Source organism: Chania multitudinisentens RB-25 (genome assembly GCF_000520015.2).
Lineage (GTDB): Bacteria > Pseudomonadota > Gammaproteobacteria > Enterobacterales > Enterobacteriaceae > Chania > Chania multitudinisentens.
Map to the genome: position 1 here is coordinate 4,691,937 of NZ_CP007044.2, position 26,897 is coordinate 4,718,833.

The window sequence follows — 26,897 nt, forward strand, 5'->3', positions numbered from 1 at the left end:
ACAAAACGATGACTCGTAAACAACGTGCGCTGTTTGAACCGGCCCTGCTCCGTACCGCGCTGATTGATGCAGTGAAAAAGCTGGCTCCGCAAGTGCAATGGCGCAACCCGGTAATGTTTGTGGTGTATCTCGGCAGTATTCTGACAACCTTCATCTGGTTGGCGATCCTGGCAGGCAAAACCGGCGGTAGTGCAGCTTTCACCGGCAGTATCTCACTGTGGCTCTGGTTCACCGTGCTGTTCGCCAACTTTGCCGAAGCCTTGGCCGAAGGGCGCAGTAAAGCTCAGGCCGCCAGCCTGAAGGGCACCAAGAAAACCCGTTGGGCAAAAAAAATCGCCAACCCGCAACGTGATGCAGCCAGTGAGCAAGTCTCGGCCGAAAGCCTGCGCAAAGGGGATATCGTGCTGGTAGAGGCCGGTGACATTATTCCCTGCGATGGTGAAGTGCTGGAAGGCGGAGCCTCGGTGGATGAAAGCGCCATCACTGGCGAATCCGCACCGGTGATCCGCGAATCCGGCGGGGACTTTTCCTCGGTCACCGGTGGGACACGCGTGCTGTCTGACTGGCTGGTGGTGCAATGCAGCGTCAACCCTGGTGAAACCTTCCTTGACCGCATGATCGCCATGGTGGAAGGGGCCAAACGCCGTAAAACGCCGAATGAGGTGGCGCTGACCATTCTGTTGATTGCTTTGACCATCGTTTTTGTGCTGGCAACGGCAACGCTGCTGCCTTACTCACAATACAGCGTGGCCGCCGCAGGCAGCGGCAGCGTCATCTCCATCACCGTTCTGGTGGCCTTGCTGGTTTGCCTGATCCCGACCACCATTGGCGGGCTGCTTTCCGCTATCGGCGTGGCCGGGATGAGCCGGATGCTGGGGGCCAACGTGATTGCCACCAGCGGCCGGGCGGTGGAGGCTGCCGGTGACGTTGATGTGTTGCTACTGGATAAAACCGGCACCATCACTCTGGGCAACCGTCAGGCTTCTGCATTTCTGCCTGCACCGGGCGTCAACGAGCAGGAGCTGGCCGATGCCGCACAGCTTTCCTCACTGGCCGACGAAACGCCGGAAGGGCGCAGCATCGTGGTGCTGGCGAAACAGCGCTTCAACCTGCGTGAGCGTGATTTGCAATCACTTGATGCCAGTTTCGTCCCCTTTTCTGCGCAAACCCGCATGAGCGGCGTCAATATTCAGGGGCGGATGATCCGTAAAGGAGCAGAGGACGCTATTCGCCGTTATGTGGAATCGAATAACGGCTACTTCCCACGCGCCGTTGACGAACTGGTTGAACACGTGGCGCACACCGGGGGGACGCCCTTGGTAGTCGCCGAAGGGCCACGCGTGCTGGGCGTAGTGGCGCTGAAAGATATCGTTAAAGGCGGCATCAAAGAGCGGTTTGCCGAGCTGCGCAGGATGGGGATCAAAACGGTGATGATCACCGGGGATAACCGCCTGACCGCCGCCGCCATCGCGGCCGAAGCCGGGGTGGACGATTTTCTGTCAGAAGCCACGCCGGAAGCCAAACTGGCGCTGATCCGCCAATATCAGGCCGAAGGCCGCCTGGTCGCCATGACCGGTGACGGCACTAATGATGCTCCGGCGCTGGCGCAGGCGGACGTAGCGGTCGCCATGAACTCTGGCACCCAGGCGGCCAAAGAAGCGGGCAACATGGTCGATTTGGACTCTAACCCGACCAAGCTGATCGAAGTGGTGCATATCGGCAAGCAGATGCTGATGACGCGCGGTTCGCTGACCACCTTCAGTATCGCTAACGATGTAGCAAAATACTTTGCCATTATCCCGGCGGCATTTGCGGCCACTTATCCGCAGTTGAATGCGCTCAATATCATGCAGTTGCATTCGCCCTCGTCCGCCATTATGTCGGCAGTGATCTTCAACGCGCTGATCATTGTCTTCCTGATCCCGCTGGCGCTGCGTGGGGTGAGCTATCGAGCAATGAGCGCGGCGGCACTGCTGCGGCGCAACCTGTGGCTGTATGGTTTGGGTGGCTTACTGGTGCCGTTCGTGGGGATCAAACTGATCGATCTGCTGTTAACCGCGCTGTCTATTGTCGGTTGAGATAATGAGGAAATGCTAATGTCTTATTTACGCCCTTCGCTGGTGATGCTGCTCCTGCTGACGCTGATCACCGGGATCGCCTATCCGCTGCTGACCACCGGGCTGTCGCAACTGCTGTTCAGCCACACCGCCAACGGTTCGCTATTATATCGAGGCGATAAAGCGGTCGGTTCAGCCTTGATCGGCCAAAATTTCTCTAAAGCGGGCTATTTCTGGGGGCGCCCTTCTGCCACCGCCGATTCGGCCTATAATGCCATGGCATCCGGTGGCAGCAACCTGGCCACCACCAACCCGGTGCTGGATACAACCATCACCGAGCGGGTGAAACAGCTGCACCAGGCAAACCCGGCCATGCATGGGGCCATTCCGGTCGATCTGCTGACCGCTTCCGGCAGTGGGCTGGACCCGCAGATCTCTGTAGCAGCCGCGCAGTATCAGCTGGCGCGGGTAGCTAGTGCCCGTCAGTTGCCAACGGAACAGGTCGCCAAACTGATTGAGCAGAACACCGAACATGCCACCCCTAACTTTATCGGGGAACCGGTGGTTAACGTGTTGAAGCTGAACCTGGCACTGGATGCGCTGCAATAACCGTGTGGGTAGATAAAGGAAATCTTGATGGTGGATGACGAACGCCCCAATCCCGACAGCCTGCTGGCGTTAGCCAATGAAAAACCACGCGGTAAGCTGAAAGTCTTTTTCGGCGCCTGTGCCGGGGTGGGTAAAACCTATGCGATGCTGCAAGAAGCCCAGCGCCAGCGGGCTCAGGGGCTTGATGTGCTGGTCGGGGTAGTGGAAACCCATGGGCGCGGCGAAACCGCCGCGTTGCTGGCAGGGTTAACGGTGCTGCCGCAAAAACGTATCCAGCACCGTGGCCGCTTATTGCATGAGTTTGATCTTGACGCGGCGCTGGCGCGCCACCCAGCCCTGATCCTGATGGACGAACTGGCACACAGCAACGCCTCCGGTTCGCGCCATCCCAAACGCTGGCAGGATGTGGAAGAACTGCTGGATGCCGGTATTGACGTGCTGACGACCGTTAACGTGCAGCATCTGGAGAGCCTTAATGACGTCGTTGGCGGCGTAACCGGCGTGCGGGTGCGGGAAACGGTGCCCGATCACGTCTTTGATGAAGCCACCGAAGTAGTGCTGGTCGATTTACCGCCGGACGATTTGCGCCAGCGGCTGAATGAGGGCAAAGTTTATCTTCCCGGCCAGGCAGAACGAGCTATTGAACACTTCTTCCGCAAAGGCAACCTGATCGCCCTGCGCGAATTGGCGCTGCGCCGCACCGCCGATCGTGTCGATGATCAGATGCGCGCCTTCCGCGACAGCCAGGGGCGTGAAAAAGTCTGGCATACCCGTGACAGTATTCTGCTGTGTGTCGGCCACGGCAGCGGTAATGAAAAACTGGTGCGCATCGCCGCACGCCTGGCGGCCCGGCTGGGCTGCCATTGGCATGCCGTCTATGTGGAAACGCCCAAACTGCACCGCCTGCCGGAACATCAGCGGCGGGCCATTCTGCGTGCGTTACGGCTGGCGCAAGAGCTCGGCGCAGAAACCGCGACCCTCGCCGATCCTTTTGAAGAACAGGCCGTACTGCGCTATGCCCGCGAACATAATCTGGGCAAGATTATTATTGGCCGCCGAAGCGAACAGCGCTGGAAAATACGCGGCAGCTTTGCCGATCGCCTTGGCCATCTCGGCCCCGACCTCGATCTGGTGATCGTCGCGTTGGAAAACGATACCCCTTTGCCGCTCAGCAAGGAGCACGATAGCCGTACTTTTACCGAAAAGTGGCGTTTCCAACTGCGCGGCTACGCCGTGGCCGTGGCGCTTTGCGCCATGATCACTCTGCTTTCTCAATGGCTATTGCCCGGCTTTGACTCGGCCAACCTGGTGATGGTTTATCTGCTGGGCGTCGCCATCGTCGCCCTGTTCTTCGGCCGCTGGCCGTCGGTGCTGGCAGCGGTGATTAACGTCGCCAGCTTCGATCTGTTCTTCGTACAACCGGAATGGTCGTTTGCCGTCAGCGATATGCAATATCTGCTGACATTCGCCGTTATGCTGACCGTCGGTATCACCATCGGTAACCTGACCGCCGGAGTGCGCTATCAGGCACGGGTGGCCCGCTACCGGGAACAGCGGGCGCGGCATTTGTATGAGATGTCCCACGGCCTCAGCCAGGCTCTGAATCATGACGATATCGCCAAAACCAGCCGCCATTTTCTTTCCAGCAGTTTCCAGGCCAAAACCGCCCTGCTGCTGCCGCAGGAGGACGGTTCTTTGCGGCAAATGGCAGGAGAAGATGGTGGCCTGCTGTCGGTGGATGAAGCGATTGCCCGCTGGAGTTATAGCAAAGGAACGCCCGCTGGCGCGGGTACGGATACTCTACCGGGCGTTCCCTATCAGTTATTGCCCCTCAGCACCCCGAAACAGACTTTCGGTCTGCTGGCGATCGAACCCAGTAACCTGCGCCAGCTGATGGTGCCAGAGCAACAACGCTTGCTGCAAACCTTTGCCGTGCTGATCGCCAGTGCCCTGGAACGTTTACATCTGGCCCACAGTGCCGAAAAAGCCAAGCTGGATGCCGAGCGTGAACAATTGCGCAACTCATTGCTCGCTGCGCTCTCGCACGATCTGCGCACGCCGCTCACCGTGCTGTTCGGCCAGGCGGAAATCCTGACGCTGGATTTGGCCGCCGAAGGCTCCAGCCATGCGCCGCAGGCCAGCCAGATCCGCCAGCAGGTGTTGAGCACCACTCGGCTGGTAAACAATTTATTGGATATGGCCCGCATTCAGTCCGGTGGTTTTCATCTGCGTAAAGAGTGGCAGTCGCTGGAGGAAATCGTCGGTGCATCGCTGCATATGCTGGAACCTCTACTGGTTCAGCACCAAATTAAGGTTGAGCTGCCGTCGGAGATGGTGCTCATTAACTGTGACGGCAATCTGCTGGAACGGGTATTCACCAACCTGTTAGAAAATGCCAATAAATATGCCGGAACAGAGGCAATTATCGGCATACGCGCTCGTGCTGTGCCAGAATGGCTGGAAGTGGAAATCTGGGATAACGGCCCTGGTATCCCCACCGAGCAGTTGCAGCTTATCTTTGATAAGTTTTCCCGTGGCAATAAAGAATCTGCCATTCCCGGCGTGGGCTTGGGGTTAGCTATCTGCCGTGCCATCATTGAAGTACACGGCGGCCGCATCTGGGCAGAAAACGGCGCGCATGGCGGTGCCAGTTTCCGTTTTATGCTACCGTTGGAAACCCCGCCAGCGCTGGAAGGTGAAGGCTTTGATCTATAGACGATGAGGCACTGTGACAACAACGCCAACCCATATTCTGATTGTTGAAGATGAGAAAGAGATCCGGCGCTTCGTGCGCACCGCGTTGGAGAGCAAAGGTTTGCGGGTATTTGAAAGCGAAACCCTCCAGCGTGGGCTGATTGAAGCTGGCACGCGCAAACCAGATTTGATCATCCTCGATTTAGGGTTGCCAGACGGTGACGGGCTGGACTATATCCGCGATCTGCGCCAGTGGAGCGCCATTCCGGTGATCGTACTTTCTGCCCGCCATGCCGAAGAAGACAAGATTGCCGCGCTGGACGCCGGTGCCGATGATTATCTCAGTAAACCCTTTGGTATCGGTGAATTGTTGGCACGCGTGCGGGTGGCATTACGCCGCCACTCACACAGCCAGCAAGAAAGCCCGTTGGTCACTTTCTCGGCCATTACCGTTGACCTGATCAACCGCCGCGTTTTACGTAACGATGAAGATCTGCATTTGACTCCCATCGAATTCCGTTTGCTGGCCGAATTGCTGGCTAATTCCGGCAAAGTGATCACCCAACGCCAGTTGCTGAACCGCGTTTGGGGGCCAAATTACGTTGAGCACAGCCATTATCTGCGTATTTATATGGGCCATCTGCGGCAAAAACTGGAAGCCGATCCGGCGCGGCCCAAACATTTACTGACTGAAACCGGCGTCGGTTATCGGTTTATGCCCTGACCGGAATCGGCACATCTAAGGGGCCGTTTCCGGCCCTTTCTTCAGCCCGATCATGAACTCTTTGAATGACTCGCGCAGTGGCGCAAACAGCGGGTGTTTGCGGTTTTCCATCATTACCTCGGAAAACAGCTTGAGCCCGACGGCAAAGGCCGCGCTCTGTTCAGCAGCAAAGTTCAGATCCGCCCGCTTCTGAATACGTTCGACAATCGCCAGAATATCGTCGTGATTTTCTACCTCAAACACCAGTTCGGGTTTATCCACCGTTTCACCTTGGCGATCGGTTAATGCTTTGACGGTGATACGAAAACGATGGCCCGGCATCACGCTTTCTCCTGCGGTTGGGCTACTTCGGCTTCAATTGCTGCCACCGCATCGAGCAGTACCTGGTTGATACGCTTAACCTGTTCCTGAGTCAGATCGGCACGCATCATATTGCCACGCAGCAGGTAGCGCAGGCGGTGCATCACCTCTGAAATGCCTTCTGCCAGATTACCTTTATGCCGCTTACTCCGCTCCGCGCCAGCCAAACGGGCAAAAATCACCTCAACGGCGGCCTGATGCTTTTGCAATTCGCTCTTGCCAAGGGCAGTGATCTGGTAGCTTTTCCGGCCATTGCCGGTAGTGGCTGGCTCCAGAAAATCCTGTTCTTCCAGCAGCGTTAATGTTGGGTAAATGACGCCAGGGCTAGGGACATACAGGCCTGACGAGGCTTCTTCAATCGCCTTGATCAGTTCATAACCGTGGCTGGGTTTGCGATCCACCAGCGCCAACAGCACCAGGCGCAGATCGCCATGTTCAAACAGGCGGTGACGACCACGGCCACGCCCGCCGCGCCCCTGTTCTTCGCCTTCATGCCCGCCAAAGTGGTGGCGACCACCACGGCGGTAATGGCAACGCCCTTCTTCATGGTGCTCATGGCGATCGTGTGAGCAATGCCGGCCAAATCGATGAAACATCATAGTGAGTTACCTCTTGGATAAATAATAGAATTATCGAAAACGATTTAGATATATCTAAATCACTCAATAACGCTAATGTAGATCGATATATCTAAATTGACAAGAGGGAAACTGAGTTTAGATATATCTATTTTGCATGCATAAAAAAAGCGCTGTAAAAACAGCGCCTTTTAACATAGAGAGTAGGGATTATTTGGCAGAAGCTAACACTTCACTGACAATTTCAACCGCTTCATGCTCGATTTTTTCACGGTGTTCAGCCCCCAGGAAGCTTTCGCAATAAATCTTGTAGGCTTCTTCCGTGCCTGAAGGACGAGCAGCAAACCAGCCGTTGTCGGTCATCACCTTCAACCCGCCGATAGAAGCCCCGTTACCCGGCGCCGCCGTCAGGCGGGCAGTGATCGGATCGCCAGCCAGCATGCTGGCCTTGACCATTTCAGGTGACAGCTTGGACAGCGCCGCTTTCTGTGCCGAGCTGGCGGGAGCTTGCAGGCGATTATAGCTTGGCGCGCCAAAGCGTTTTGCCAGCCCATCATAATGATGCTGCGGGTTTTCACCGGTCACGGCGGTGATTTCTGCCGCCAGCAAGCACATGATAATACCGTCTTTATCGGTCGACCATGGCGTGCCATCAAAACGCAGGAATGATGCCCCGGCGCTTTCTTCACCGCCGAAACCGAAACTGCCGTCAAACAGACCATCGACAAACCATTTGAAACCCACCGGCACTTCCACCAGCTTACGGCCCAGATCGGCCACTACGCGATCAATCATGGCACTGGAAACCAGCGTTTTACCCACGGCAACCTCAGCCCGCCACTGTGGGCGATGCTGGAACAGGTAATTGATGGCTACCGCCAGATAATGATTCGGGTTCATCAGCCCTTTTGGCGTAACAATGCCGTGGCGGTCGTAGTCAGGATCGTTGGCAAATGCCAAATCAAACTTATCACGCAGCGCCAGCAGGCCAGCCATTGCCGATTCAGACGAGCAGTCCATACGGATAATACCGTCGTGATCGAGATGCATAAAACGGAAGGTCTGATCAATAGAATCATTTACCAGCGTCAGATCCAGCTTGTAATGCTCGGCAATACGCTGCCAGTAGGCAATCCCGGAGCCGCCAAGCGGATCAACCCCCAATTTCAGACCCGCACGCTGAATCGCGGGCATATCAACAACCGCAACCAACTCCGCCACATAGGGCTGCACCAGATCCTGCGCATGCAAATGGCCACTGTTCCAGGCTTTTTCCAGCGATTGGCGTTGAACACCCTGCAACTTAAGCGCCAATAATTCGTTGGCGCGTTTCTCAATCACCGACGTCAGGTTGGTGTCCGCCGGGCCGCCATTAGGGGGGTTATATTTGATGCCGCCGTCTTCTGGCGGGTTGTGCGAAGGGGTAATAACGATACCATCGGCCTGCGCACCACCTTTGCGGTTGTAGCACAGGATCGCGTGTGAAACCGCTGGCGTGGGGGTAAAACCGTTGTTTTCCTGTACGACCACGTCTACCCCGTTAGCCGTCAGCACTTCCAGCACGGAAATAAACGCTGGTTCAGACAAGGCATGGGTATCTTTGCCCACATAGCAAGGGCCGGTAGTACCCTGCTGGCGGCGCACTTCGGCAATCGCCTGAGCGATAGCCAGAATATGAGCCTCATTGAAGCTTTGGCGCAACGCACTGCCGCGGTGGCCTGAGGTGCCAAATTTTACCGCATGTTCGGCATTGCCTGCTTCCGGTTGCAGCACGTAGTACTGTGATGTCAGTTGAGCTACGTTGATCAAATCACTTTGCTGAGCAGGTTGCCCGGCACGTGGGTCATTCGCCATCGACTCTCTCCCTAATGCCAGTACTGCGGCCAGGCAATACGGCCACCGTGACGGGCAGTTTGCTAAATTAGACAGTACCGCAAACTTTCTCGATCAGTTCTGCCGGGAACTGCATAGCCTGCATGATGTGTTCGATCATGCTGCGTTTACGGCCAGTATTGGTATTGGTAATTACCCAGTAAGGCGTTCCCGGAACGTGTTTGGGTTTGGTATGCGTTCCATTCGCCAGCAAGGTTTGCTGATCGCCGGCAAAATAAGTACGGGTTCGGCCATGCAAGGCATCGGTCGCTGCGGTAAAACCCACTGCGTCAAGCGTATACAAAGTGGAAAGTACCAGCATAAAACGATTTACAGCTTTGCTCTGCTCGGCATATTCGTCTGACAACAACAGTTCACGCACGACACGCACACGATCGCGTGGAAGTGACACCGCAGCAGCAGGCTCTGGAGCCTTAGCCACCGCAGAGGCTGATGCAGGTTGCCCTGCGGTAAACTTCAGCATACGCCGTAAAATATCGGACGCGCTTTCACCGATATGTTGCGTGTGGCTGGCAATATAGCGGTAAAGTTCTTCGTCGACTTCTATAGTTTTCATCTTTATCCAAAACAATAATTCAATTGATTTTTATAATGTTTTATGGTCACTAACGAAAATCTCAATGTTGACCTACATTTTTCCAACCATCTGGTTTTACGGTATTTCACTGCTTTGAGGTAGATTAACAGACTCTCGAAGGCCAGCCAACTTCCCCCGCAGTAACATTGGGTTGTCACCAGAAGCCTTCCCCACATAATAGTGATTGGTGCTCTTGGAGGATAGGTTTTCAGGGCGTTTCTTGGTGGCGCAGGGTTAAATCTGGTTTTGTCAGGCCGCCGATCAAATCAGGGAAAATGTGCCGATAGAGCCGGGCTGTAGCAGACGAAGCAGGTACCAGCTTGAACAATTATACGTGGCCAGAAAAATGGGACACAAAATGTGCCCCATCATCGCCTCAGGAGGGTTAGAACAACCCATCAATCAGAAGCTGTACCTCAATCCCAGTTGGCCATTAACGTCGCGGAAATCATTATTGCCCCCTTGGACCCCGATATTGCCAGAGGCGCTCCAACCTTTGCCTAGGGCAAACTGAACGCCAGCCTTAGCTTCATACACATTATCAGCCAGTTTATGGCGCACCTTAGTTTCGTTCATCTCCACCGTCGCGTCGTTACCACCTGACCACCAATTCAACTGTAGGAACGGTTGAATCTGGTTAGCGTTGGGACCCACTGGATTGCTAAACAACCTTACACCAAGACGGGTAGTGGTTTGATTTTTCCGTTGTTCTGCAATTCTGGTTCCATTGTCTTCCGTATGAGCATCACCACTATAGCGGGTAAAAATCACCTGCCCCTGTGGCTCCAGGTACAGGCTACGGTGACTTCCTTCATACAGCGGCAGGGCATAGCCCAGTTCCAGCGATCCGCTCCAGGTATTGGACTGGTATTCTTCACGGGCCAATCCGCTGCCCTGGACTTCGTTGTCGTAGCGGCCATATTGTAGCCAACTGTCCAAATAGACCCCAGTAGGCGAAGAGGCATTCTGGTACCAGGTACCGTAAACACCAAAGCTGGTTCCCGTAACCTTGCCTTTGGCATTACGCTGGCTCAGATCGGAAGTTGCCTGTGTATCGGCGTTGCCATAACCCAGCATTATCCCCGTGTGCAGCCGGCTTTCACCAACAGCATGCTGCAACTCTCCGCCAATCTGCATAACGTCAAGATCTGTCTCAACCGACAACTGCTTGCCAACCACGCCAGCATCCAGATTGTTGCGATGCGCACGTATCCAGACCGCGCCATTGCCCTCCTTTCCTCTGGCTCCTAATCCTGGCTCCCCCATGCGATCGGAACGGGTATGATCGAACATATGCACCGCAGCATTCTGGTTATTCAGATAGGCTGCTGCATCAACACGTAACAAAGAGGGAGAGTTTCCTGGCGGTGGTGTCTGAGGATCCGTAGTGCCTGGCGCTGGGGCCTCGGGGTCAGGAGTTTCAACCTCAGGCACTCCCGGTTTGGGGATTTCTGGCTTGGGTGGTTCTGGCGTTTTGACCGCCTCAGAACGCAAATACCAGTTGCCATTTGCAGGGTCCTGTTTCCCCCCTTTATGCAACAGATACTCGTAAGCTCCCGCAACAACGGGCTTTTGCAGGTTAAAAACGCCATTAGACTCTTTAGTTACGCTGATGACCTCAATACCCTCAACCGTTTTAGCACCTTGGCCCCCGACGTTATTGACCTGCAACCAAGATTGACCACTGCTGCTGCCGGTAATCACCAGACGGTCGGTAACTGAATCATCGCCCCCAAGTACCGTATTCAGCCTTAGCGTACCCCCTTCGCCTTTATAGCTGCCGTCGCCACCACCAAAGAAAGTAGCGCTAGACAGAGCCAGTGTCATGCCTGCGCTGCCATTACCGCCAAGATTGACCACGCCAGCATTACTCAACCCACTGAAGTAAGCATTGAAACCCGCCAGATCCAGCGTTCCTGCCTTGGCAACATTAAAAACCGCGGGGCTGAAAAGGTTAGCACCAAAACTATTGGCTACCCCCGCCTGTAGAGTTCCAGCAACCACGTTCACTGTGCCACTGAGAATGTTATCTTTGGACATCAGGCGTGTCGTCCCGCTCCCCAGATGATTGATCGTACCAGTGCCACTCAACTTGGGGGAGAAATCCTGATTATCCGTGTAATTGAAATTCAATATGCCGCGGCTGTGTAGAAACACGTTAGAGGTTTCCAAGATGCCAGCTTTGCCACCCGTACCAATGTTAAGCACGGCCTGCTTAAGCGAGCCTCCGCCGGAGACAGGGCTATCCCCTACGCGTACTTGCCCGGTGCTGCTCACCTTGACCAAGGCGCCGTCAGCGATGGTCAGGGTGCCGTCACCGTTGGTTCCGCCAATATTGATATATCCGGCTGAGAACAGCGTTCCCTGATCCTTGACCAGAATGCTGCCACTTGCAGGCGCGGTTCCCGAGTAAAACACACGTTCGCCGATGGAAACACCACTGTATTTATCCGCCCCCGTGCTCATTACCTGTGCACCATTGGCAATGGTCAGGCTACCGACGCCATCCACTCCGACATTAAGTTCAGTAACCTTCATTGAAGAGGTTGCGCCGCTGACGACAGCGCTGCCCTGGCTTTTTACCTGCGAAGCGATAGCAAGCCCTGCTACCTCAAGACGCCCACCGTCGACAACTTGCAGTTGCCCTTCACCCCCATTGCCAACCGTCAAGACAGAGGACTTCCAGACGGAGCCGGTGCCAGAAACCAGCAATGTTCCCTTTCCACCAGCGCCGTCACCCAGATAATTTCTATAGTTACCGCCATCGAACACCGCACCATCGGTAATACTGACCTTGCCCTCTCCTTTTTCACCGGCCCGAATAACCACCCCGCTGGGGGAAGAGACTACCGATCCCACACCGGAGATATTCAGCTCACCATAAGCACCGGTGAGGGTTCCCAAATGTATCTCGGCTGCGCCTGCTTTAGCGCCGTTGGACACATTCATCACCCCCTGACCACCGTAGCCCACGTACATACTTGAAGAACCGTATTTGTTGTAATAAAGCTGGCTCCCCGCACCGTCAACGTTAATTGTTCCTTGGCCAGTGGCATCATAGCCAACAATCACCTTGTCAAAGGTATCCAGCACAAATTTACCACTGTCAGAAATGTTGAACTCACCGATCCCTTGTTTGCCGACGATCACCTGATGGCCCAAAAGTTGAGAGTTAGCTCCCGTTATATTCAGAGTTCCCTTAGAACCTTCTTCTACGCCCAGTTCAATGAATGAAACGTCCAAAGTTCCGGCATCCAATACGGAAACCTTACCTTCACCACCCACACCGATTTTCAGATCCTGGCCATAAAGAGGATCGTAGTTGTAAAGTGTCCAACGGGAATTCGCCCCCGAAATTGAAGCCTCTCCGACTGAACCAGCTTGCCTTGCCAGATAGCCGGCACCGACCGTAGTCGCCTTAGCACCTTCACCGATCGTTAGCTTGCCTGAACTGATATCACCTACCACCAGATCCACTCGAATACCGGTTTTCCAGCCATCCGGTTTAGTACCTGGCACGGTTTCTTCCGTACCACCGTCAATCAGGATTTCAGCTGCACTGGCGTCACCTGCTGAACCGAACATGCCGGCCACGGCCAGAAGCAGGCCGGGTGCAATACCGACTTTGCGGTTTTGAGGGGATTTGCCACCACTGCGGGACAATTCAGAAACGGGGACCAGAGAACCAGTACGGTGATGGCGCACAAGGCGATAAACTTTATTCATACAGAGCAACTCCTCCAATGAGTTTAATAAAACGCTCAGATGTTGTTTGATTAATTATTTTTACAACTGTAGAAATACAAAAGCTTCCAATAAGGAAGCCACGCTAGATTACGTTTATACACACTCCAATCATTAACGAGGAATGCTAACAGCAATAAAAACCATCATCCCATTAAGCATTCGCTACCTCGTCACAACTGCTTACACAGACATACAAAAGCACTCCCTCTATATCCTTTGGGAAATAGATTTTTTCTAACTTAAAAACCCAGATACTAATAAATTATCTTTTTCAATCTAATTTAAAACGATGGTGGTTTTATGAGGGGAGAGCCTGATTAATCACCATCTACTCTTGGGAAACCAAGAAAAATAACCATGTACAGACGTTCAATGCCAACTTTCTGCTCGGTGGTGATTATTGATTATTGGGATAAAATTGAGGTTTTATAAAACATTTCAAAATATTCATGCATGCTCCCGGCAAACTTTTGCTGGGAGCATAACTTAATTCTACACAACGAGTTACGACCAAACCCGTGTTGAAGGTAATCTTAACTACATGTGCCACCGATCAACTATACCGTCACTGCCAAAAGTGATAACAAGGAAATCTGAACGGTATTCGGTATTTCCTGACATTTTAGCCGATGCCTTGCTTGCACTATCTGTGGCATCCGATGCCGTACTAGCCATGCCAAGAGCACTGGAAACCGCACCTGCCCCAGGGATATAGCTGGCAAGAGAGGCGGCTGTGCTTAGATTACCACCTACTTTATATTCCCATCGTACCTCGCCACCAGAATCAGCCGACTGATCATCCGGTACGCCATAAATTGCCTGTACTTGCGCCTTGGTTGTCTGCTTGGGTATAACGTGTGCCTTCACATACGATGCACTGAATTTATTCTCCCCCGTGGAACTGCATCCGACAAGAAGAAAAGCCACCATGATACTCCATAAATACTTGCGCATATCTCAATCCGATTGATTAACTATTTATTAATACTAATAACCGGAGTTATCAGCTGTTTTTTGCATTAATGACTGTAAGTCTGGCAGACCAAATGCTGGGCGAAAAATATCAAAAAAAATAACACGATCTTCGCAGTTCTTTTATTCCAATGGCATTAGCGAATACTCGAAAATTATAATAGGCTATTATTAATGCGTCGGAATGATACGTATATAATCAAAAAGGCGCAACCCTACTGAGGTAGGGTTTATTGAAAGCGAAAGTATCATCAATTTAGAAACAACTCAGCCTGGATATATGTGCCACTCTATACCCACTGACTTCAAGTTATAGATGTGTTAATCTTCCTTCACTTACCCAGTACTAACTGGAGTCAGTTCCCAAAGACTCACTACCTCATACTCTTAATCCTGCAATTTGAATGAATTAGGGTACAGGCCGGAGTTTTACCGGTGCTGAGCCTATTAGATGGACGTGTTATTCGCACAACTTATTTAACACACAAGATACCGCCATTCGTGTATTGTGAACTAACCAGCCTGCATCAAATAAAAGTAGGCCATGAAATGTATAAGTCAACGCGAACGTTACATTGGTGACAAAAGGAGAGTGACGTGAGTAAACCTTATGCTTTAGTCGTTGACGACCACCCGTTGGTTGCTGGGGGGATTGCAGCATTTTTAGGCACACACTGTGGTTACCAACAAGTATGCGTCGCTACCAGCCGCCAAGAGTGTGATAGTTTGATCGAAGAAAAAGGCCCCCCGCAATTGCTGGTTCTGGATTTCTGGTTAGCAGATGGCACAGCTCTTCAGTTAATTAAGAATCTTTCACAGAAGAATCCCAATATTCGTCTATTGGTGATCAGTGGGGATGAGAATAACAATGTTCAACATAAGGCCCGTGAAATAGGGGCACACGGTTTTGTTCATAAACACGACTCACCACAAATCTTCAATCAGGCCGTTACGGCATTGCAAAACGGGCAACTTTGGTTTCCAGACGCCTCGGATCCCCCCTCTTTTTCCTCACCAACGGCTAATCACCAGGAGTTTGGGCTGACCCAGCGGCAGGCAGAAGTGCTGGCAATGATGCTCCGGGGATTTTCAAACAAACGGATTGCCATGAAGTTGACTGTGTCTGAGCCCACGATCAAAGAACACATTACCGGTATTCTCAGCAAGCTCGGCGTCAGCAACAGAGTTGAGGCTATCACGTTACTTCAGGGGCGGCGCTTCACGCCATGATCAAGATTATTAATGATAAAGCTCCGTATGATATCAAGCCGCACTCGCAGCTCCGTCTATTGAACAATGTGTTAGCGCGGTTAGTTTTTAGCATCAATGCTGTTCCTTTTGTCGGTACGGTGTTTGCCATTTGGCTATATAAACTGCAACTGCCGTTAACCCCCGTCATCTGTTGGATTGTTCTCTACCTTATTGCAGCCGTGCTTGCCAGGTTTTGGCACCACCGCTATCGCCAGAAACTGAGCACAACGGCTGACACCACCATGCTGGCCCAGTGGCTACCTTGGGTGAATCGGGTAGCCTTGCTGCACGGCATCGGCCTGTCTTCGCTGATGCTCGTCACGGCCATGAGCCAATCCTTCGATTTCACTCTGCTGCTCAATATCAGTATTGCCGCAATCATCGCCGCCAACGCGACACATCTGACCCCGTTGCTGGGCGCATTCCAGCGCTTCTTTATTAGCTGTTGGGGAATGTTGCTGGTGCTGATCCCTTGGCGCTATGGTGAAACCTGGCCAATCACTTTCTTGCTTAATCTGCTGTACGCCTTTGCTATTTATCGTCATGCCTTGACCTCACACGCCTTCTTCCTGCAGCAGGTCAGGCTGGAAGAGGACAGCATCTTATTGGCTGAGAAATTCCGTTTGGCAAAAGAGGAAGCGGAACATGCACTACATGATAAAAACCTGTTTCTCACCACGGCTAGCCACGATCTTCGCCAACCGATTCACGCGATGGGATTTTTGATTGAAGCGATCGTACACAAGAATCGCGATCCCCAGTTGAATCCGCAGCTCCATGATCTGCAAGAGAGTGTGCGCTCATTACATTTAATGTTTAACTCACTGTTGGACCTGACAATAATAGAAAATAATGCCGTCAATGTCCCACAGACAGAAGTGGAGTTAGTGCCATTAATCAATTCTATCATCACCTTGTTTCGTGAAGAGGCGAATAACCGAGGCTTAACGCTACGCGCGCGATTCCCCCGGCAACGCTGCGTGGCATTAGGCGATCTCTCGTTGCTCAAACAGTCGTTAATCAACCTGACGCACAATGCACTACGGTATACTCCCCAGGGTGGGGTGCTGATCTCTGTTCGCCTGCGTGGCAAAGAGTGGTTGATCGAAGTCTGGGATACAGGAATTGGCGTTGCTGATGCTGAAAAAAACCAGATTTTCTCCCCCTTCTATCGCCCAGAGCTTGCCTGGCGTATAGATAGTGCCGGGCATGGGCTAGGTCTGGCAGTGGTAGCAAGATGCGCGAAACTGATGAAAGTGCAGTGTGGAATGAGTTCAATAGAAGGAAAAGGTTCACGTTTTTGGCTGCGTTTACCAGCCAGCGACACAGTGACAACCCTGGCTCCATTGCCCGTGCGGCAGAAATCGTTATCCACACCGCACAGAACGCTTGCCGGAACCTGTCTGGTCGTCGATGACGATCCATTGGTCACTGCCGCCTGGGCAAGCCTGATGCAGGCTTGGGGAGTGACTGTCCGCTGCGTTGCTTCTGCCAACGAAGCTTTTGCCGTACTTCAGAGCGGCTTTTCTCCACAGGCAATTTTGTGCGATCAGCGCTTGCGCTCAGGCGAAAGTGGGTTCGACATTTTGCAGGAGTTACTCCAGCGTTTACCCCAGGCCAGTGGCGCGATGGTCAGCGGTGAGTTTAATTCAGAGATCTTGCAACAAGCGGAAAGAGAGGGCTACCTGGTGTTATCTAAGCCGTTGGAACCCTCGCAGCTCCATGCATTGCTTTCACAGTGGCTTTCCCCTGAATAACGCCAATAATGTACTGCTCGAAAGGTATTGATGACATTTATCTAATTTATAAATATCTACCTAGGCATGATACCCTGCCCCAATGTCTTAACATCGCAAACTTCACCATGAAATTACATTATCAACTCTTGCCTGCCGAGGCACCCGCGCTACCGGTGGTATTGCTCCATGGCTTGTTTGGCAACCTGGATAACCTTGGCGTTCTGGCGCGCAACCTGAATCAACAACATACCGTGATTAAGGTAGATTTGCGCAATCATGGGCTTTCACCACGCGCCACAACCATGACCTATCCGTCGATGGCGCAGGATCTGCTGACGTTACTGGATGATTTGCAGTTGGATAAGGTCATCGTCATTGGTCACTCCATGGGCGGTAAAGCTGCGATGGCACTGACGGCTATCGCGCCTGAACGGATTGAACGCCTGGTCGCTATCGATATTGCCCCCGTGGCTTATGACACTCGCCGCCACGACAAGATTTTTGCTGCGCTTCAGGCTGTTACCGATGCGGGAATAACCCAGCGCCAGCAGGCAGCCGAACTGATGCGCCACTCTCTGGATGAGGAAGGCGTGATTCAGTTTCTGCTGAAATCTTTCCATGCGGGAAACTGGCGTTTCAACCTGCCGGTATTAATTGCACAATATGAAGATATCCTCGGCTGGCAGGGTGTTCCTCCCTGGCTGCATCCAACGTTGTTTATCCGCGGTGGGCTTTCGCCTTACGTACAGGATAAATACCGTGAGGAGATTGCCCGCCAATTCCCGCAGGCTCGTGCCTATGTTGTTGCCGGTTCCGGCCATTGGGTCCATGCAGAAAAACCGGATGCCGTACTGCGGGCCATTCGCCGCTTTCTTGATGAAGCCTGAAAGCAAAGCGGTGAAAAAACGTGCTAAAGAGAAAGAGTTAGCGTATTTCGAACCAAGTTAAGCATTGTCGTTGCTCCACCTGCTGAGGTAATATGGCGCGCTATTTCCAACGCCTTTCAAACCATAACCCTGTCGGTTATGTGCAGCTTGAAATCCCGTGGGGATATCACTTTACCGCTTTGTCCCATGTGCAAATCAGTGCCCGTTGGCTGGAGGTAAATTTAGGTTAGGGTTTATTGGCCTGAATGGTGTTAACCGAGCCATCTGAAAGCGTGTATGCCCTGGTTACTTTGAGATACCAGGCAACAGGTATCAACGCTTTTTGATGCAAACTCTCTTGCAGTAGTCCGCAACAATGGCAAAAGAACAACTGGATCGCACAACCCTGGATCTGTTCGCAGATGAACGCCGTCCGGGGCGACCAAAAACCAACCCGCTTTCTCGTGATGAACAGCTTAAAATCAATAAGCGCAATCAGTTACGGCGAGATAAAGTGCGTGGATTACGGCGCGTGGAGCTGAAAATTAACGCAGATGCTGTCGATGCACTGAATAAATTGGCAGACCAGCGCAACATCAGCCGTAGCGAATTGATCGAACAAATGCTGCTGGCACAGTTGGCGGAAGAAGAACAGCTAGAACCTTGAGTTCGCTCACACGCCAGAGCAGCATCGCATAAACGTGATAAAATCCCAGCCCCCGTTTCTGGCATGATATGTGTTTACGGTAAGAGAGTACTAACGCCAAACTCTTGCCTTGATTTTACGCGATACTATATCCAAAGTACGTGGAGTTGTAGGTAAGCAGCTAACGAATTCCTAGGGTATATACATTGAATTTAAAAGGTTATCTGTAATATGGCTCATGTAGGCATTTTCTTTGGCAGCGATACCGGCAATACCGAAAATATTGCCAAGATGATCCAGAAAATTCTTCAACAAACCTATGGCAAAGAAGTGGCTGAAGTTCATGACATTGCCAAAAGCAGTAAAGAAGATCTGGAAGCTTTCGACATCCTGTTACTCGGTATCCCAACCTGGTACTACGGTGAAGCACAGTGTGATTGGGATGATTTTTTCCCAACCCTGGAAGATATTGATTTCAACGGCAAGCTGATTGCGCTGTTCGGTTGTGGTGACCAAGAAGATTACGCAGAATATTTCTGCGATGCGATGGGGACTATCCGTGACATCATTGAACCACGCGGTGCCGCCATCGTCGGCCATTGGCCAACCAAGAGCTACCACTTTGAAGCTTCTAAAGGCTTGGCTGATGACGATCACTTCATCGGGCTGGCCATTGATGAAGATCGGCAGCCAGAGCTGACTAACGAACGTGTGGATGCTTGGGTCAAACAGATCAGTGAAGAACTGAGCCTGGCCGAGATCGTGGGATAAGCCCCCACCAGATATTGGAGTAAAGCCCTGTAAAGCGCATAATATTCGCCGCAGGGCTGTTATCAGCATCACGAATTAGAGTAATAGAAGCTACAAATTTGTAACTTCCCCCCTCATCACGGTAAACTCAGCTATCGGTTTATCCCATCCATCAAGACCTTGCCCGCATAGCATGCAATAGTGCAAAGGTATTTTTGTTAACAACCGACGGTTTCTATTTAAGGCAACCGGTTCTATAATGAGACGCAATTGACTCTTTATGCTGACCGTTACCATAGGCGAAAATGCCTCAACTTGATTAGCATAGTAACAGGACTGAATCCGCATGACTGACAATAATACCGCATTGAAAAAAGCTGGCTTGAAAGTCACGCTTCCGCGACTCAAGATCCTGGAAGTATTGCAAGATCCAGAATGCCATCACGTCAGTGCGGAAGATTTGTATAAAAAACTGATTGATATGGGTGAGGAAATTGGTCTGGCAACGGTTTACCGCGTGCTGAACCAATTTGATGACGCTGGTATTGTGACACGTCACAATTTTGAAGGCGGTAAGTCCGTATTCGAGCTGACCCAACAGCATCACCACGACCACCTCATTTGCCTGGATTGCGGCAAAGTGATCGAATTCAGCGATGAATCTATCGAAGCTCGCCAGCGTGATATTTCCAAACAACACGGTATCAAACTCACCAACCACAGCCTGTATCTGTACGGCCATTGTGAGGATGGTGACTGCCGTGAGAACGATACGTTGCATGACAAGAAGTAATTTTTCCTGCCCGTAATGAGAAACCGCCTTGATGGCGGTTTTTTTGTGCCTACCATTTGCAGACAAAAAAATCCCCGGGCTAGCCGGGGAAAAATCATGACTCCAATTACAAGGTTCTCTTGCAGCATTTTTTACTAACAGGATACGACACTCGCCGCAGCCCATCTGCCAACGCACAGATGGGCTGTGGATGAGCTTAGGCTTTTACCGGCTCGGCACGGCTGAAACGCTTGCCATCTGGGCTGATCGCGCGGATTTGCACATCACCCGCAACGGCAGGACGTGCGTTATCGTTGTAACGCTGCCACTGCTTGCCGCCATCAACAGAGTATTCAATACCCAGGCCCGGCAAGGCGATGTTGGCTTCCAGCTTACCATCAACAACACGGGCTCCTGGTACTGGCAGACGGTAACTCACCCCACCTTTATCCAGCTTAGCCAGTTCACGTTGCCCGATCAGGTTGGCGAAACGCTGCCAATCTTTTTCCAGCGCCTTGGTATCGACGTGATGGGTTTCGCCTCCTTTGTACTCACGGCCCGCTTTGTAGTCCTGCTCCCAACTTGCGCGATGCCATGCACGTTCAGCCACAGACAGCGCACGTGGGTAAATCATATATTCCATTTGCTGGTCGGTTCGCACCACTTCGCTCCACAGTTGGGCTGAAAGACCATAAGCACCCGGCCATGGTTTGTCGCTCTTGGCAGCAAAGTGGTTGCCATCACGATCCACCGAGGTTTCAGCGTTTTGTGGCAGGTTATCCGGCGCGAAACTGAAGATCTTCTGTTCATCACTGAAACGAGTGCCCCAGTAGTAACCATGTTCTTTCGGGGTCACCTCATAGGGGAAGTCCATATAGACATAATCCGGGTTGGAAATAACGACGTCATAACCCTTGTTCGCCCAGTCATTCACGGAGTCGAAGCCGCCCCAGTACAGAGTATCCCAGAAGTTCACCGCAACGTTCTTGGTAGCAAACGCTTTGGAATCTTTGGCATCTTTCAGGCCATCCTGCCACGCCTGCATTCTGTCAATACCGTGGGCTTTCACCAGCTGGCTGACTTCAAGACCAAAGTAGCTTGGCAAGTGTTCCATATCTTCCACTTTGCCGTCTTTAATGATCGCCTGACAAACCTGAGACTTGGCCCATGGTTTATCTTCTTTGCTCAGATCAAGGATGCCCTTGCCTGCTTCCGGTTTTTTCACATCGGTATAGCCAGCACCCAGGCGGATGTTTTTGGCTTCATCCCCACCAAAGTGCCAGGTTTTCAGTGGCTGACCGGCTTCTTTATGCATCTGGGCCACTTCACCAATCACTTTATCAACAAAGTTTTTAGACGAATCCAGGCACGGGTTCAGATAACTTTGGCGGTCGAAATATTGTACCGAGGTGGTATTCGATGTATCCGTCGGATCTACAAGGCGGAATTCATTGGCCTCTTTCTCTTTACCTGCGGCATGCAGCTTTTTGTAACGGGCTTCCATCGACACTATCGCCGCGCGAGCATGGGCAGGCATGTCGATTTCAGGGATCACTTCGATCTGGCGTGCCTGAGCATATTTGACGATATCAATGTAATCCTGACGCGAGAAGAAGCCACCGTGCGGCTCTGGGCCTGAACCGTATTGCGGTAACAGGCAGGTGGTTTCACTCAGGTCATGGCAACGTTGGCCTCCCACTTCGGTCAGCTCTGGCAGACCGGGGATTTCAATGCGCCAACCTTCATCATCCGTCAGATGGAAATGGAATTTATTCAGTTTGTAAGCCGCCATCTGATCCAGCAGGCGCAACACCGCATCTTTCTGATGGAAGTTACGCGCCACGTCCAAGAACATCCCACGGTATTGGAAACGCGGTGCGTCTGTGGCATCCAGCGTAGCGATTTTCTTGCTGCCATCGGAAGGAATCAGCGACAGAATGGATTGTAGGCCGTAGAAAACCCCCGCCTGATCGAAACCGGTAACCAGCGCGCCTTTCTCACCAACCTTCAATTGATACGCACCTGATACCGCCAGATCCCCCTTAAAGGCACCTGGTTGAATATCCGTTTTGATCGGATAACCGCCAGCCTGATTGGCAACACCCAACAGTTCAAAACGCTTGGCCGCCGCGTCCGCCGCAGGCTTGGCTAATGCGCTGAGTTCTAACGCCACGCCTTTGCTCAAATCAACATCATGTTGATGAACTTTAACTTCCATTGGGGTTGGTACGATCTGGCCACGCAAGGCTGCCGTTGGCAGCACTTTCAGATCCTGATTCTTGATAAAGCGGCTTTCTGGCACCATCAGAATATTATTGTCATCCTTGGTGCGTTTCCACTGGTCGCCAGTGAATGGGGCAACAAACTGGTTCACATCTTCGGTATCGGTATTCGCCAGGATCTTAGGCTTTGCATCGCCCGAGGTGGCATACCAGCGTGGCAGGAAGTCACTGTGGAACACCTGCCAGTATTCAGCAATGATCGGAATTTCCACGGCCTGATTGGCTGGAAAACTGGTGAATTTATCAGTCGGTTCCAGCTTGTACAGATCGCCAGTGATATGGGTAATCTTGAATTGTTCGTTATCGACTTTTAGCGTCTGACGCGGGCTGTGAAAATAAATCGCCCAATCCTGGCCTTTGATTTCCTGCCCACTGTTGGTCAGGGTAATCAACACTTTATTACAAGATGCCCAATCAGCACCCAGCTTGGCGCAGTCAACACCATGATCGGCTGCACGGTTGTCCTGCATCTGTAGCTTCACATTCAACTGGCTAAGTTGGTCAACAATCTGTTGGTTAGCCATCGCCGAGCCTACTCCACCGAATAACCCAACAGTGGCCGTCAGGGCTGCGAGAGCACTCATCTTAAACTTGTTCATCTTCAACCTCTTGCGTAAGTCAGTTGTTATTAGCGCGAATTTTTAAAAAATCGTGAATGGTGCGATAACAATGAATTTAACGTCTTTTTCATCCTGGAAAATGTTACCAAAACCACCGCCCCAGCTTGGGATATCCGAATGGTTGTCGTATTGCGTGAAATGCAGCTTGAACAATGTGCCTTTAGCACGGCCATCTTGTAGGGTGTAGGTTGCATCCAGGCTGTAAGCACTCTCTCTCAGACGTTGGTTCTGATCGTAAATCGGGTTGGTGCTTGGCTTCGCATCCCAGCCATAAACATAGGAAGCACCGACCGCCATGCCTGGGATATCCCATTTACTCAGGTCATACATCACACCACCGTAAATGGCTTTTTCACCGTTAGCGTTAAAGTCGGAACGGTTATCCCACCAGATATCAAGACGGCCGTTGGAAGAGGCATAAGTCGGGGTCATACGCTGTAAGAAGAACCCCTGATTGCCGTCCGCTTTAACCATGGTGCCTTCCAGGCGCCAATTGAACTGGCCGGTGGTATAGCCGAAGGTCAGCGCCTGCAACCATGCCAGACCGTCGTAGATGCTGTTTGGATCATTCTGGTTATTGATACGATCTTCAGCACCATAGAACTGATAGCTGGTGGTCAGTGGATTACCCGCAACATCAAATTTGTAAGACGCTTTGGTGAAATACTGATTCACATAACCTTGTGACTGGCCGAAAGCAGCTTCCAGCACCAGATCGTTTTTGAAGTCATATTTGGCACCCAAAGAGTGCAGATAGGAAACACGGGTAGTGCGGTCATTCTGGCGGAAATCATCCGTTTCGATATGCCAAGGTGCTTTATATCTGTTGGCCCACATATACGAGAAGCTCAGTGCACCTGAATCCGCGTAGTCGAAGCTGGCCCCGGCTTCTGCCCCTTGATAAGTGCCCGGCATAAAGCTCCAGTGCGGCGCCAGCAATGTCTGGCCAGTCGGCTGGATATACCCCGCGCGAGCCCACATCGGGCCATATTTGAATTTACCAGCGGCTTTATACAAGCTGACACCGCTTTTATCACCAGAGTAATCTTCATCATAGGTACGGTTACGGCTGGAGAAGGCGATTTCGTTAGGGTGGGCGCTCTCACTGGATTCTGCCATTTCGATGGCAGTAAACGCCGCCACATCGATCCCGAACATATCTGCCGCGTAGCCAGACGAGAAATCCAGGTTAGCGTTCCACGTTGCGTGGGAAAGGTTGGTTTTGAATTCACCCGTCTCAACATCTTTGCGATCGCGCTGACGTTGCCAGTAATAAACCCCACCGATCAGTGTAGAATCATCAATAAATCCCTCTGCTCTCGCTTCGGGTGCCATGACAAATCCAGTTCCTAACAATGCACCCGCAACAGCGAGCGCCAGCGTTTTACGCTGAGCACCGTGCATACCCATAAAAAATTCCTCTTTGACTTAACTTTATAAAAGTGCGCCCGCCTGTGTTCACCACTGCCCTGCACGGCCGCTAATAAAAACCCTATCGGGTAAAAAACTCTACTGAGAGAAAAGCGCCACTCAGCTTTATTACTAGCGCTAGACTATTTTTCGCGACGCGAATTATCAAACAAAAAGTGAGAAAGATTTGTCAAAGTATGACAAAGAGCACATATCGATGCCTTTTCGTTACACGCTGGTTTGGAATATTTTTTTGAATAAAAAATTCAATAAAATCAGAATAAACGATGATAAATTGATAAACGTCTTAATAATTAAAAGGTTTCAACTCATCAAGAACAAACTATTGATAAAAAAATGAGAGCGCTCTACAAATGAGATTAATTTTCATCGCGAATATATAGGAGGAAATTATACAAGCAGTGAAAAATATCAAAGTCAGGATAATTTTCAGAGAAAGACAAGAAAAAAAGCAAAAAATCAGGTGTAAAAAGAGGATGCGGAAAGAGAAAACAATAAATTTTGAGCATAAAAAAGCGCAACCTGAGCTGCGCTTTAGTAATAGTGACAAAATCAGCGTTTATTCGCCTATTTTAGCCCAGGTATCACGTAAACCAACGGTACGGTTGAACACCAGATTCTCGGCCGAAGAGTAACGGCTATCAGCGCAAAAATAACCTTCACGCTCAAACTGGTAGGCTTTTTCTGGTGTTACACCTGCCAGGCTAGGTTCAACAAAACCCTGCTTGATCACCAGTGACTCCGGGTTAATGGTCGCCAGGAAATCTTCCGCCGCCGCCGGGTTAGCCACGCTGAACAAACGATCATACAAACGAATTTCCGCAGGCAACGCATGAGCAGCCGACACCCAGTGGATCACCCCTTTCACCTTGCGGCCGTCAGCAGGATCTTTGCTCAGCGTTTCAGGATCGTAAGTGCAGAAAATCGTGGTGATTTCACCCTCCGCGTCCTTCTCGACACGCTCTGCTTTAATCACATAGGCATTACGCAGGCGAACCTCTTTACCCAATACCAAGCGCTTGTACTGTTTATTGGCTTCTTCACGGAAGTCAGCACGATCAATATACACTTCGCGGCTGAATGGCACTTCACGGCTGCCCATTTCCGGCTTGTTCGGATGGTGAGGCATGGTGACCATTTCCACATCACCCAGCATATTCTCAATGACCACTTTTACCGGGTCCAACACCGCCATTGCCCGTGGCGCATTCTCGTTAAGATCGTCACGGATACAGGATTCCAGCGCCATCATCTCGACATTGTTGTCCTGTTTGGTCACACCGATACGCTGGCAGAATTCGCGGATAGAAGCGGCCGTATAACCACGGCGGCGCAGGCCAGAAACGGTTGGCATTCTGGGATCATCCCAGCCTTCCACTACTTTTTCCGTCACCAGCAGGCTCAGCTTGCGCTTCGACATGATGGTGTACTCAAGGTTGAGGCGCGAAAATTCATACTGCCGCGGATGGCACGCAATAGTGATGTTATCCAGCACCCAGTCGTACAGGCGGCGGTTATCCTGAAACTCCAGCGTACACAGCGAATGGGTGATCCCTTCCAGCGCATCGGAAATGCAGTGGGTGAAATCATACATTGGATAAATGCACCATTTACTGCCCGTTTGGTGATGATCGGCAAATTTGATGCGGTAGATCACCGGATCGCGCATCACGATAAACGGTGAAGCCATGTCGATCTTGGCGCGCAGGCAAACGCTGCCCTCAGCGAACTCGCCGTTGCGCATCTTTTCAAACAGCGCCAGATTATCTTCCACCGAGCGGTTACGGTAAGGGCTTTCTTTGCCTGGTGCGGTCAGCGTGCCGCGGTATTCACGGATCTGCTCAGCCGTTAACTCATCAACATAGGCCAAGCCTTTACCAATCAATTCAACCGCATACTGGTGCAGTTGATCAAAATAATCCGAAGAATAACGAACCTCGCCGCTCCACTTGAACCCCAGCCACTCCACATCCTGTTTGATGGAATCGACAAACTCGATGTCTTCTTTCACCGGGTTAGTATCATCAAAACGCAGGTTGCATTGGCCCTGATAATCTTTCGCAATACCAAAGTTCAAGCAGATAGATTTGGCATGGCCGATATGCAAATAACCATTCGGTTCTGGTGGGAAACGGGTTTGTACTGATGAATGCTTCCCTGACGCCAGATCTTCATCAATGATCTGACGGATAAAATTGGTTGGGCGGGCTTCAGCCTCACTCATGTCACTATTCCTCAAATGCGAAGCGCTACACATAACTCCCTATGTTCCAACAAGCCACGTCTGGAAACAACCGTTAGTTTCATGAAAACACGCTCCGCCGATCAA

At 51.7% G+C, this 26,897-nt stretch carries 19 protein-coding genes; 10 read left to right on the top strand and 9 right to left on the bottom strand.

Translation table 11 applies throughout. The features are described 5' to 3' along the window. Window positions 1-8: 8 nt before the first annotated feature. From kdpB to kdpE, 4 genes are read left to right on the top strand one after another with little or no spacing between them, the layout of a single operon-like run. Window positions 9-2,078: a potassium-transporting ATPase subunit KdpB gene (gene kdpB / locus Z042_RS20845; RefSeq protein ID WP_024911531.1), complete on the top strand. Its 2,070-nt coding sequence runs from the start codon at window positions 9-11 to the stop codon at window positions 2,076-2,078. An 18-nt stretch (window positions 2,079-2,096) separates the two neighbouring features. Continuing rightward, the gene (gene kdpC, locus Z042_RS20850) at window positions 2,097-2,666 is read left to right on the top strand and encodes a potassium-transporting ATPase subunit KdpC (RefSeq protein ID WP_024911530.1); all 570 of its coding nucleotides are present in this window, start codon (window positions 2,097-2,099) and stop codon (window positions 2,664-2,666) included. 27 nt (window positions 2,667-2,693) lie between these two features. After that, window positions 2,694-5,381 carry a two-component system sensor histidine kinase KdpD gene (kdpD, locus tag Z042_RS20855; protein WP_024911529.1) on the top strand — a complete coding sequence of 896 codons (2,688 nt, stop codon included), beginning with the start codon at window positions 2,694-2,696 and terminating at the stop codon, window positions 5,379-5,381. 13 nt (window positions 5,382-5,394) lie between these two features. Further along, window positions 5,395-6,084, top strand: coding sequence for a two-component system response regulator KdpE (gene kdpE, locus Z042_RS20860; RefSeq protein WP_024911528.1), 690 nt, complete (start codon window positions 5,395-5,397; stop codon window positions 6,082-6,084). Between the two features lie 15 nt (window positions 6,085-6,099). Here kdpE and Z042_RS20865 read toward each other — a convergent pair whose 3' ends face one another. The 6 genes from Z042_RS20865 to Z042_RS20890 all read right to left on the bottom strand — a co-directional run bounded on the left by Z042_RS20865 (window position 6,100) and on the right by Z042_RS20890 (window position 14,193). Continuing rightward, entirely contained in the window at window positions 6,100-6,405 is a 306-nt protein-coding gene (locus Z042_RS20865; RefSeq protein ID WP_024911527.1) for a DUF3861 domain-containing protein, read from the bottom strand. Next, complete coding sequence (locus Z042_RS20870; RefSeq protein ID WP_037406224.1) at window positions 6,405-7,040, bottom strand: PadR family transcriptional regulator; 636 nt, start codon at window positions 7,038-7,040, stop codon at window positions 6,405-6,407. The genes Z042_RS20865 and Z042_RS20870 overlap by 1 nt, the downstream gene beginning before the upstream one ends. Before the next feature lie 192 nt (window positions 7,041-7,232). Beyond that, window positions 7,233-8,876 (bottom strand): phosphoglucomutase (alpha-D-glucose-1,6-bisphosphate-dependent), encoded by a 1,644-nt coding sequence (gene pgm, locus Z042_RS20875; RefSeq protein WP_024911525.1) that lies wholly within the window; start codon window positions 8,874-8,876, stop codon window positions 7,233-7,235. Window positions 8,877-8,943: 67 nt separating this feature from the next. Then, entirely contained in the window at window positions 8,944-9,471 is a 528-nt protein-coding gene (gene seqA / locus Z042_RS20880) for a replication initiation negative regulator SeqA (protein ID WP_024911524.1), read from the bottom strand. Window positions 9,472-9,894: 423 nt separating this feature from the next. Continuing rightward, a complete protein-coding gene (locus Z042_RS24640; RefSeq protein ID WP_024911523.1) occupies window positions 9,895-13,218 on the bottom strand; it encodes an autotransporter outer membrane beta-barrel domain-containing protein in 3,324 nt (1,107 codons plus the stop codon). Window positions 13,219-13,776: 558 nt separating this feature from the next. Further along, the gene (locus Z042_RS20890) at window positions 13,777-14,193 is read right to left on the bottom strand and encodes a putative periplasmic lipoprotein (RefSeq protein WP_024911522.1); all 417 of its coding nucleotides are present in this window, start codon (window positions 14,191-14,193) and stop codon (window positions 13,777-13,779) included. Between the two features lie 615 nt (window positions 14,194-14,808). Between Z042_RS20890 and Z042_RS20895 the strand changes: the two genes are divergently transcribed. The 6 genes from Z042_RS20895 to fur all read left to right on the top strand — a co-directional run bounded on the left by Z042_RS20895 (window position 14,809) and on the right by fur (window position 20,256). Beyond that, the gene (locus tag Z042_RS20895) at window positions 14,809-15,441 is read left to right on the top strand and encodes a response regulator transcription factor (protein WP_024911521.1); all 633 of its coding nucleotides are present in this window, start codon (window positions 14,809-14,811) and stop codon (window positions 15,439-15,441) included. Next, complete coding sequence (locus Z042_RS20900; protein WP_045784807.1) at window positions 15,438-17,219, top strand: hybrid sensor histidine kinase/response regulator; 1,782 nt, start codon at window positions 15,438-15,440, stop codon at window positions 17,217-17,219. Before Z042_RS20895 ends, Z042_RS20900 begins: the two co-directional genes overlap by 4 nt. A 107-nt stretch (window positions 17,220-17,326) precedes the next feature. Beyond that, complete coding sequence (gene ybfF, locus Z042_RS20905) at window positions 17,327-18,088, top strand: esterase (protein WP_024911519.1); 762 nt, start codon at window positions 17,327-17,329, stop codon at window positions 18,086-18,088. Between the two features lie 355 nt (window positions 18,089-18,443). Then, on the top strand, window positions 18,444-18,734 hold the full coding sequence (ybfE, locus tag Z042_RS20910) for a LexA regulated protein (protein WP_024911518.1): 291 nt from the start codon (window positions 18,444-18,446) through the stop codon (window positions 18,732-18,734). A 210-nt stretch (window positions 18,735-18,944) separates the two neighbouring features. Further along, window positions 18,945-19,484 (top strand): flavodoxin FldA, encoded by a 540-nt coding sequence (gene fldA / locus Z042_RS20915; RefSeq protein WP_024911517.1) that lies wholly within the window; start codon window positions 18,945-18,947, stop codon window positions 19,482-19,484. Between the two features lie 325 nt (window positions 19,485-19,809). Continuing rightward, entirely contained in the window at window positions 19,810-20,256 is a 447-nt protein-coding gene (fur, locus tag Z042_RS20920) for a ferric iron uptake transcriptional regulator (protein WP_024911516.1), read from the top strand. Window positions 20,257-20,452: 196 nt separating this feature from the next. Here the strand turns inward: fur and Z042_RS20925 are convergent, their stop codons facing one another. The 3 genes from Z042_RS20925 to glnS all read right to left on the bottom strand — a co-directional run bounded on the left by Z042_RS20925 (window position 20,453) and on the right by glnS (window position 26,792). Next, on the bottom strand, window positions 20,453-23,116 hold the full coding sequence (locus Z042_RS20925) for a beta-N-acetylhexosaminidase (RefSeq protein WP_024911515.1): 2,664 nt from the start codon (window positions 23,114-23,116) through the stop codon (window positions 20,453-20,455). A 42-nt stretch (window positions 23,117-23,158) separates the two neighbouring features. Further along, the gene (gene chiP, locus Z042_RS20930) at window positions 23,159-24,547 is read right to left on the bottom strand and encodes a chitoporin ChiP (protein ID WP_024911514.1); all 1,389 of its coding nucleotides are present in this window, start codon (window positions 24,545-24,547) and stop codon (window positions 23,159-23,161) included. 580 nt (window positions 24,548-25,127) lie between these two features. After that, the gene (glnS, locus tag Z042_RS20935) at window positions 25,128-26,792 is read right to left on the bottom strand and encodes a glutamine--tRNA ligase (RefSeq protein WP_024911513.1); all 1,665 of its coding nucleotides are present in this window, start codon (window positions 26,790-26,792) and stop codon (window positions 25,128-25,130) included. Between the last annotated feature and the right edge of the window lie 105 nt (window positions 26,793-26,897).

Excerpts from the sequence above, each read along its gene's own strand:
- Z042_RS20900 (WP_045784807.1), top strand. The coding sequence starts at position 15,438 with ATGATCAAGATTATTAATGATAAAGCTCCGTATGATATCAAGCCGCAC.
- ybfF (WP_024911519.1), top strand. The coding sequence starts at position 17,327 with ATGAAATTACATTATCAACTCTTGCCTGCCGAGGCACCCGCGCTACCG.
- Z042_RS20890 (WP_024911522.1), bottom strand. The coding sequence starts at position 14,193 with ATGCGCAAGTATTTATGGAGTATCATGGTGGCTTTTCTTCTTGTCGGA.
- pgm (WP_024911525.1), bottom strand. The coding sequence starts at position 8,876 with ATGGCGAATGACCCACGTGCCGGGCAACCTGCTCAGCAAAGTGATTTG.
- glnS (WP_024911513.1), bottom strand. The coding sequence starts at position 26,792 with ATGAGTGAGGCTGAAGCCCGCCCAACCAATTTTATCCGTCAGATCATT.
- kdpB (WP_024911531.1), top strand. The coding sequence starts at position 9 with ATGACTCGTAAACAACGTGCGCTGTTTGAACCGGCCCTGCTCCGTACC.
- Z042_RS20870 (WP_037406224.1), bottom strand. The coding sequence starts at position 7,040 with ATGTTTCATCGATTTGGCCGGCATTGCTCACACGATCGCCATGAGCAC.
- fur (WP_024911516.1), top strand. The coding sequence starts at position 19,810 with ATGACTGACAATAATACCGCATTGAAAAAAGCTGGCTTGAAAGTCACG.
- Z042_RS20865 (WP_024911527.1), bottom strand. The coding sequence starts at position 6,405 with ATGCCGGGCCATCGTTTTCGTATCACCGTCAAAGCATTAACCGATCGC.
- Z042_RS24640 (WP_024911523.1), bottom strand. The coding sequence starts at position 13,218 with ATGAATAAAGTTTATCGCCTTGTGCGCCATCACCGTACTGGTTCTCTG.
- Z042_RS20925 (WP_024911515.1), bottom strand. The coding sequence starts at position 23,116 with ATGAACAAGTTTAAGATGAGTGCTCTCGCAGCCCTGACGGCCACTGTT.
- seqA (WP_024911524.1), bottom strand. The coding sequence starts at position 9,471 with ATGAAAACTATAGAAGTCGACGAAGAACTTTACCGCTATATTGCCAGC.
- fldA (WP_024911517.1), top strand. The coding sequence starts at position 18,945 with ATGGCTCATGTAGGCATTTTCTTTGGCAGCGATACCGGCAATACCGAA.
- ybfE (WP_024911518.1), top strand. The coding sequence starts at position 18,444 with ATGGCAAAAGAACAACTGGATCGCACAACCCTGGATCTGTTCGCAGAT.
- kdpC (WP_024911530.1), top strand. The coding sequence starts at position 2,097 with ATGTCTTATTTACGCCCTTCGCTGGTGATGCTGCTCCTGCTGACGCTG.
- kdpD (WP_024911529.1), top strand. The coding sequence starts at position 2,694 with ATGGTGGATGACGAACGCCCCAATCCCGACAGCCTGCTGGCGTTAGCC.
- chiP (WP_024911514.1), bottom strand. The coding sequence starts at position 24,547 with ATGGGTATGCACGGTGCTCAGCGTAAAACGCTGGCGCTCGCTGTTGCG.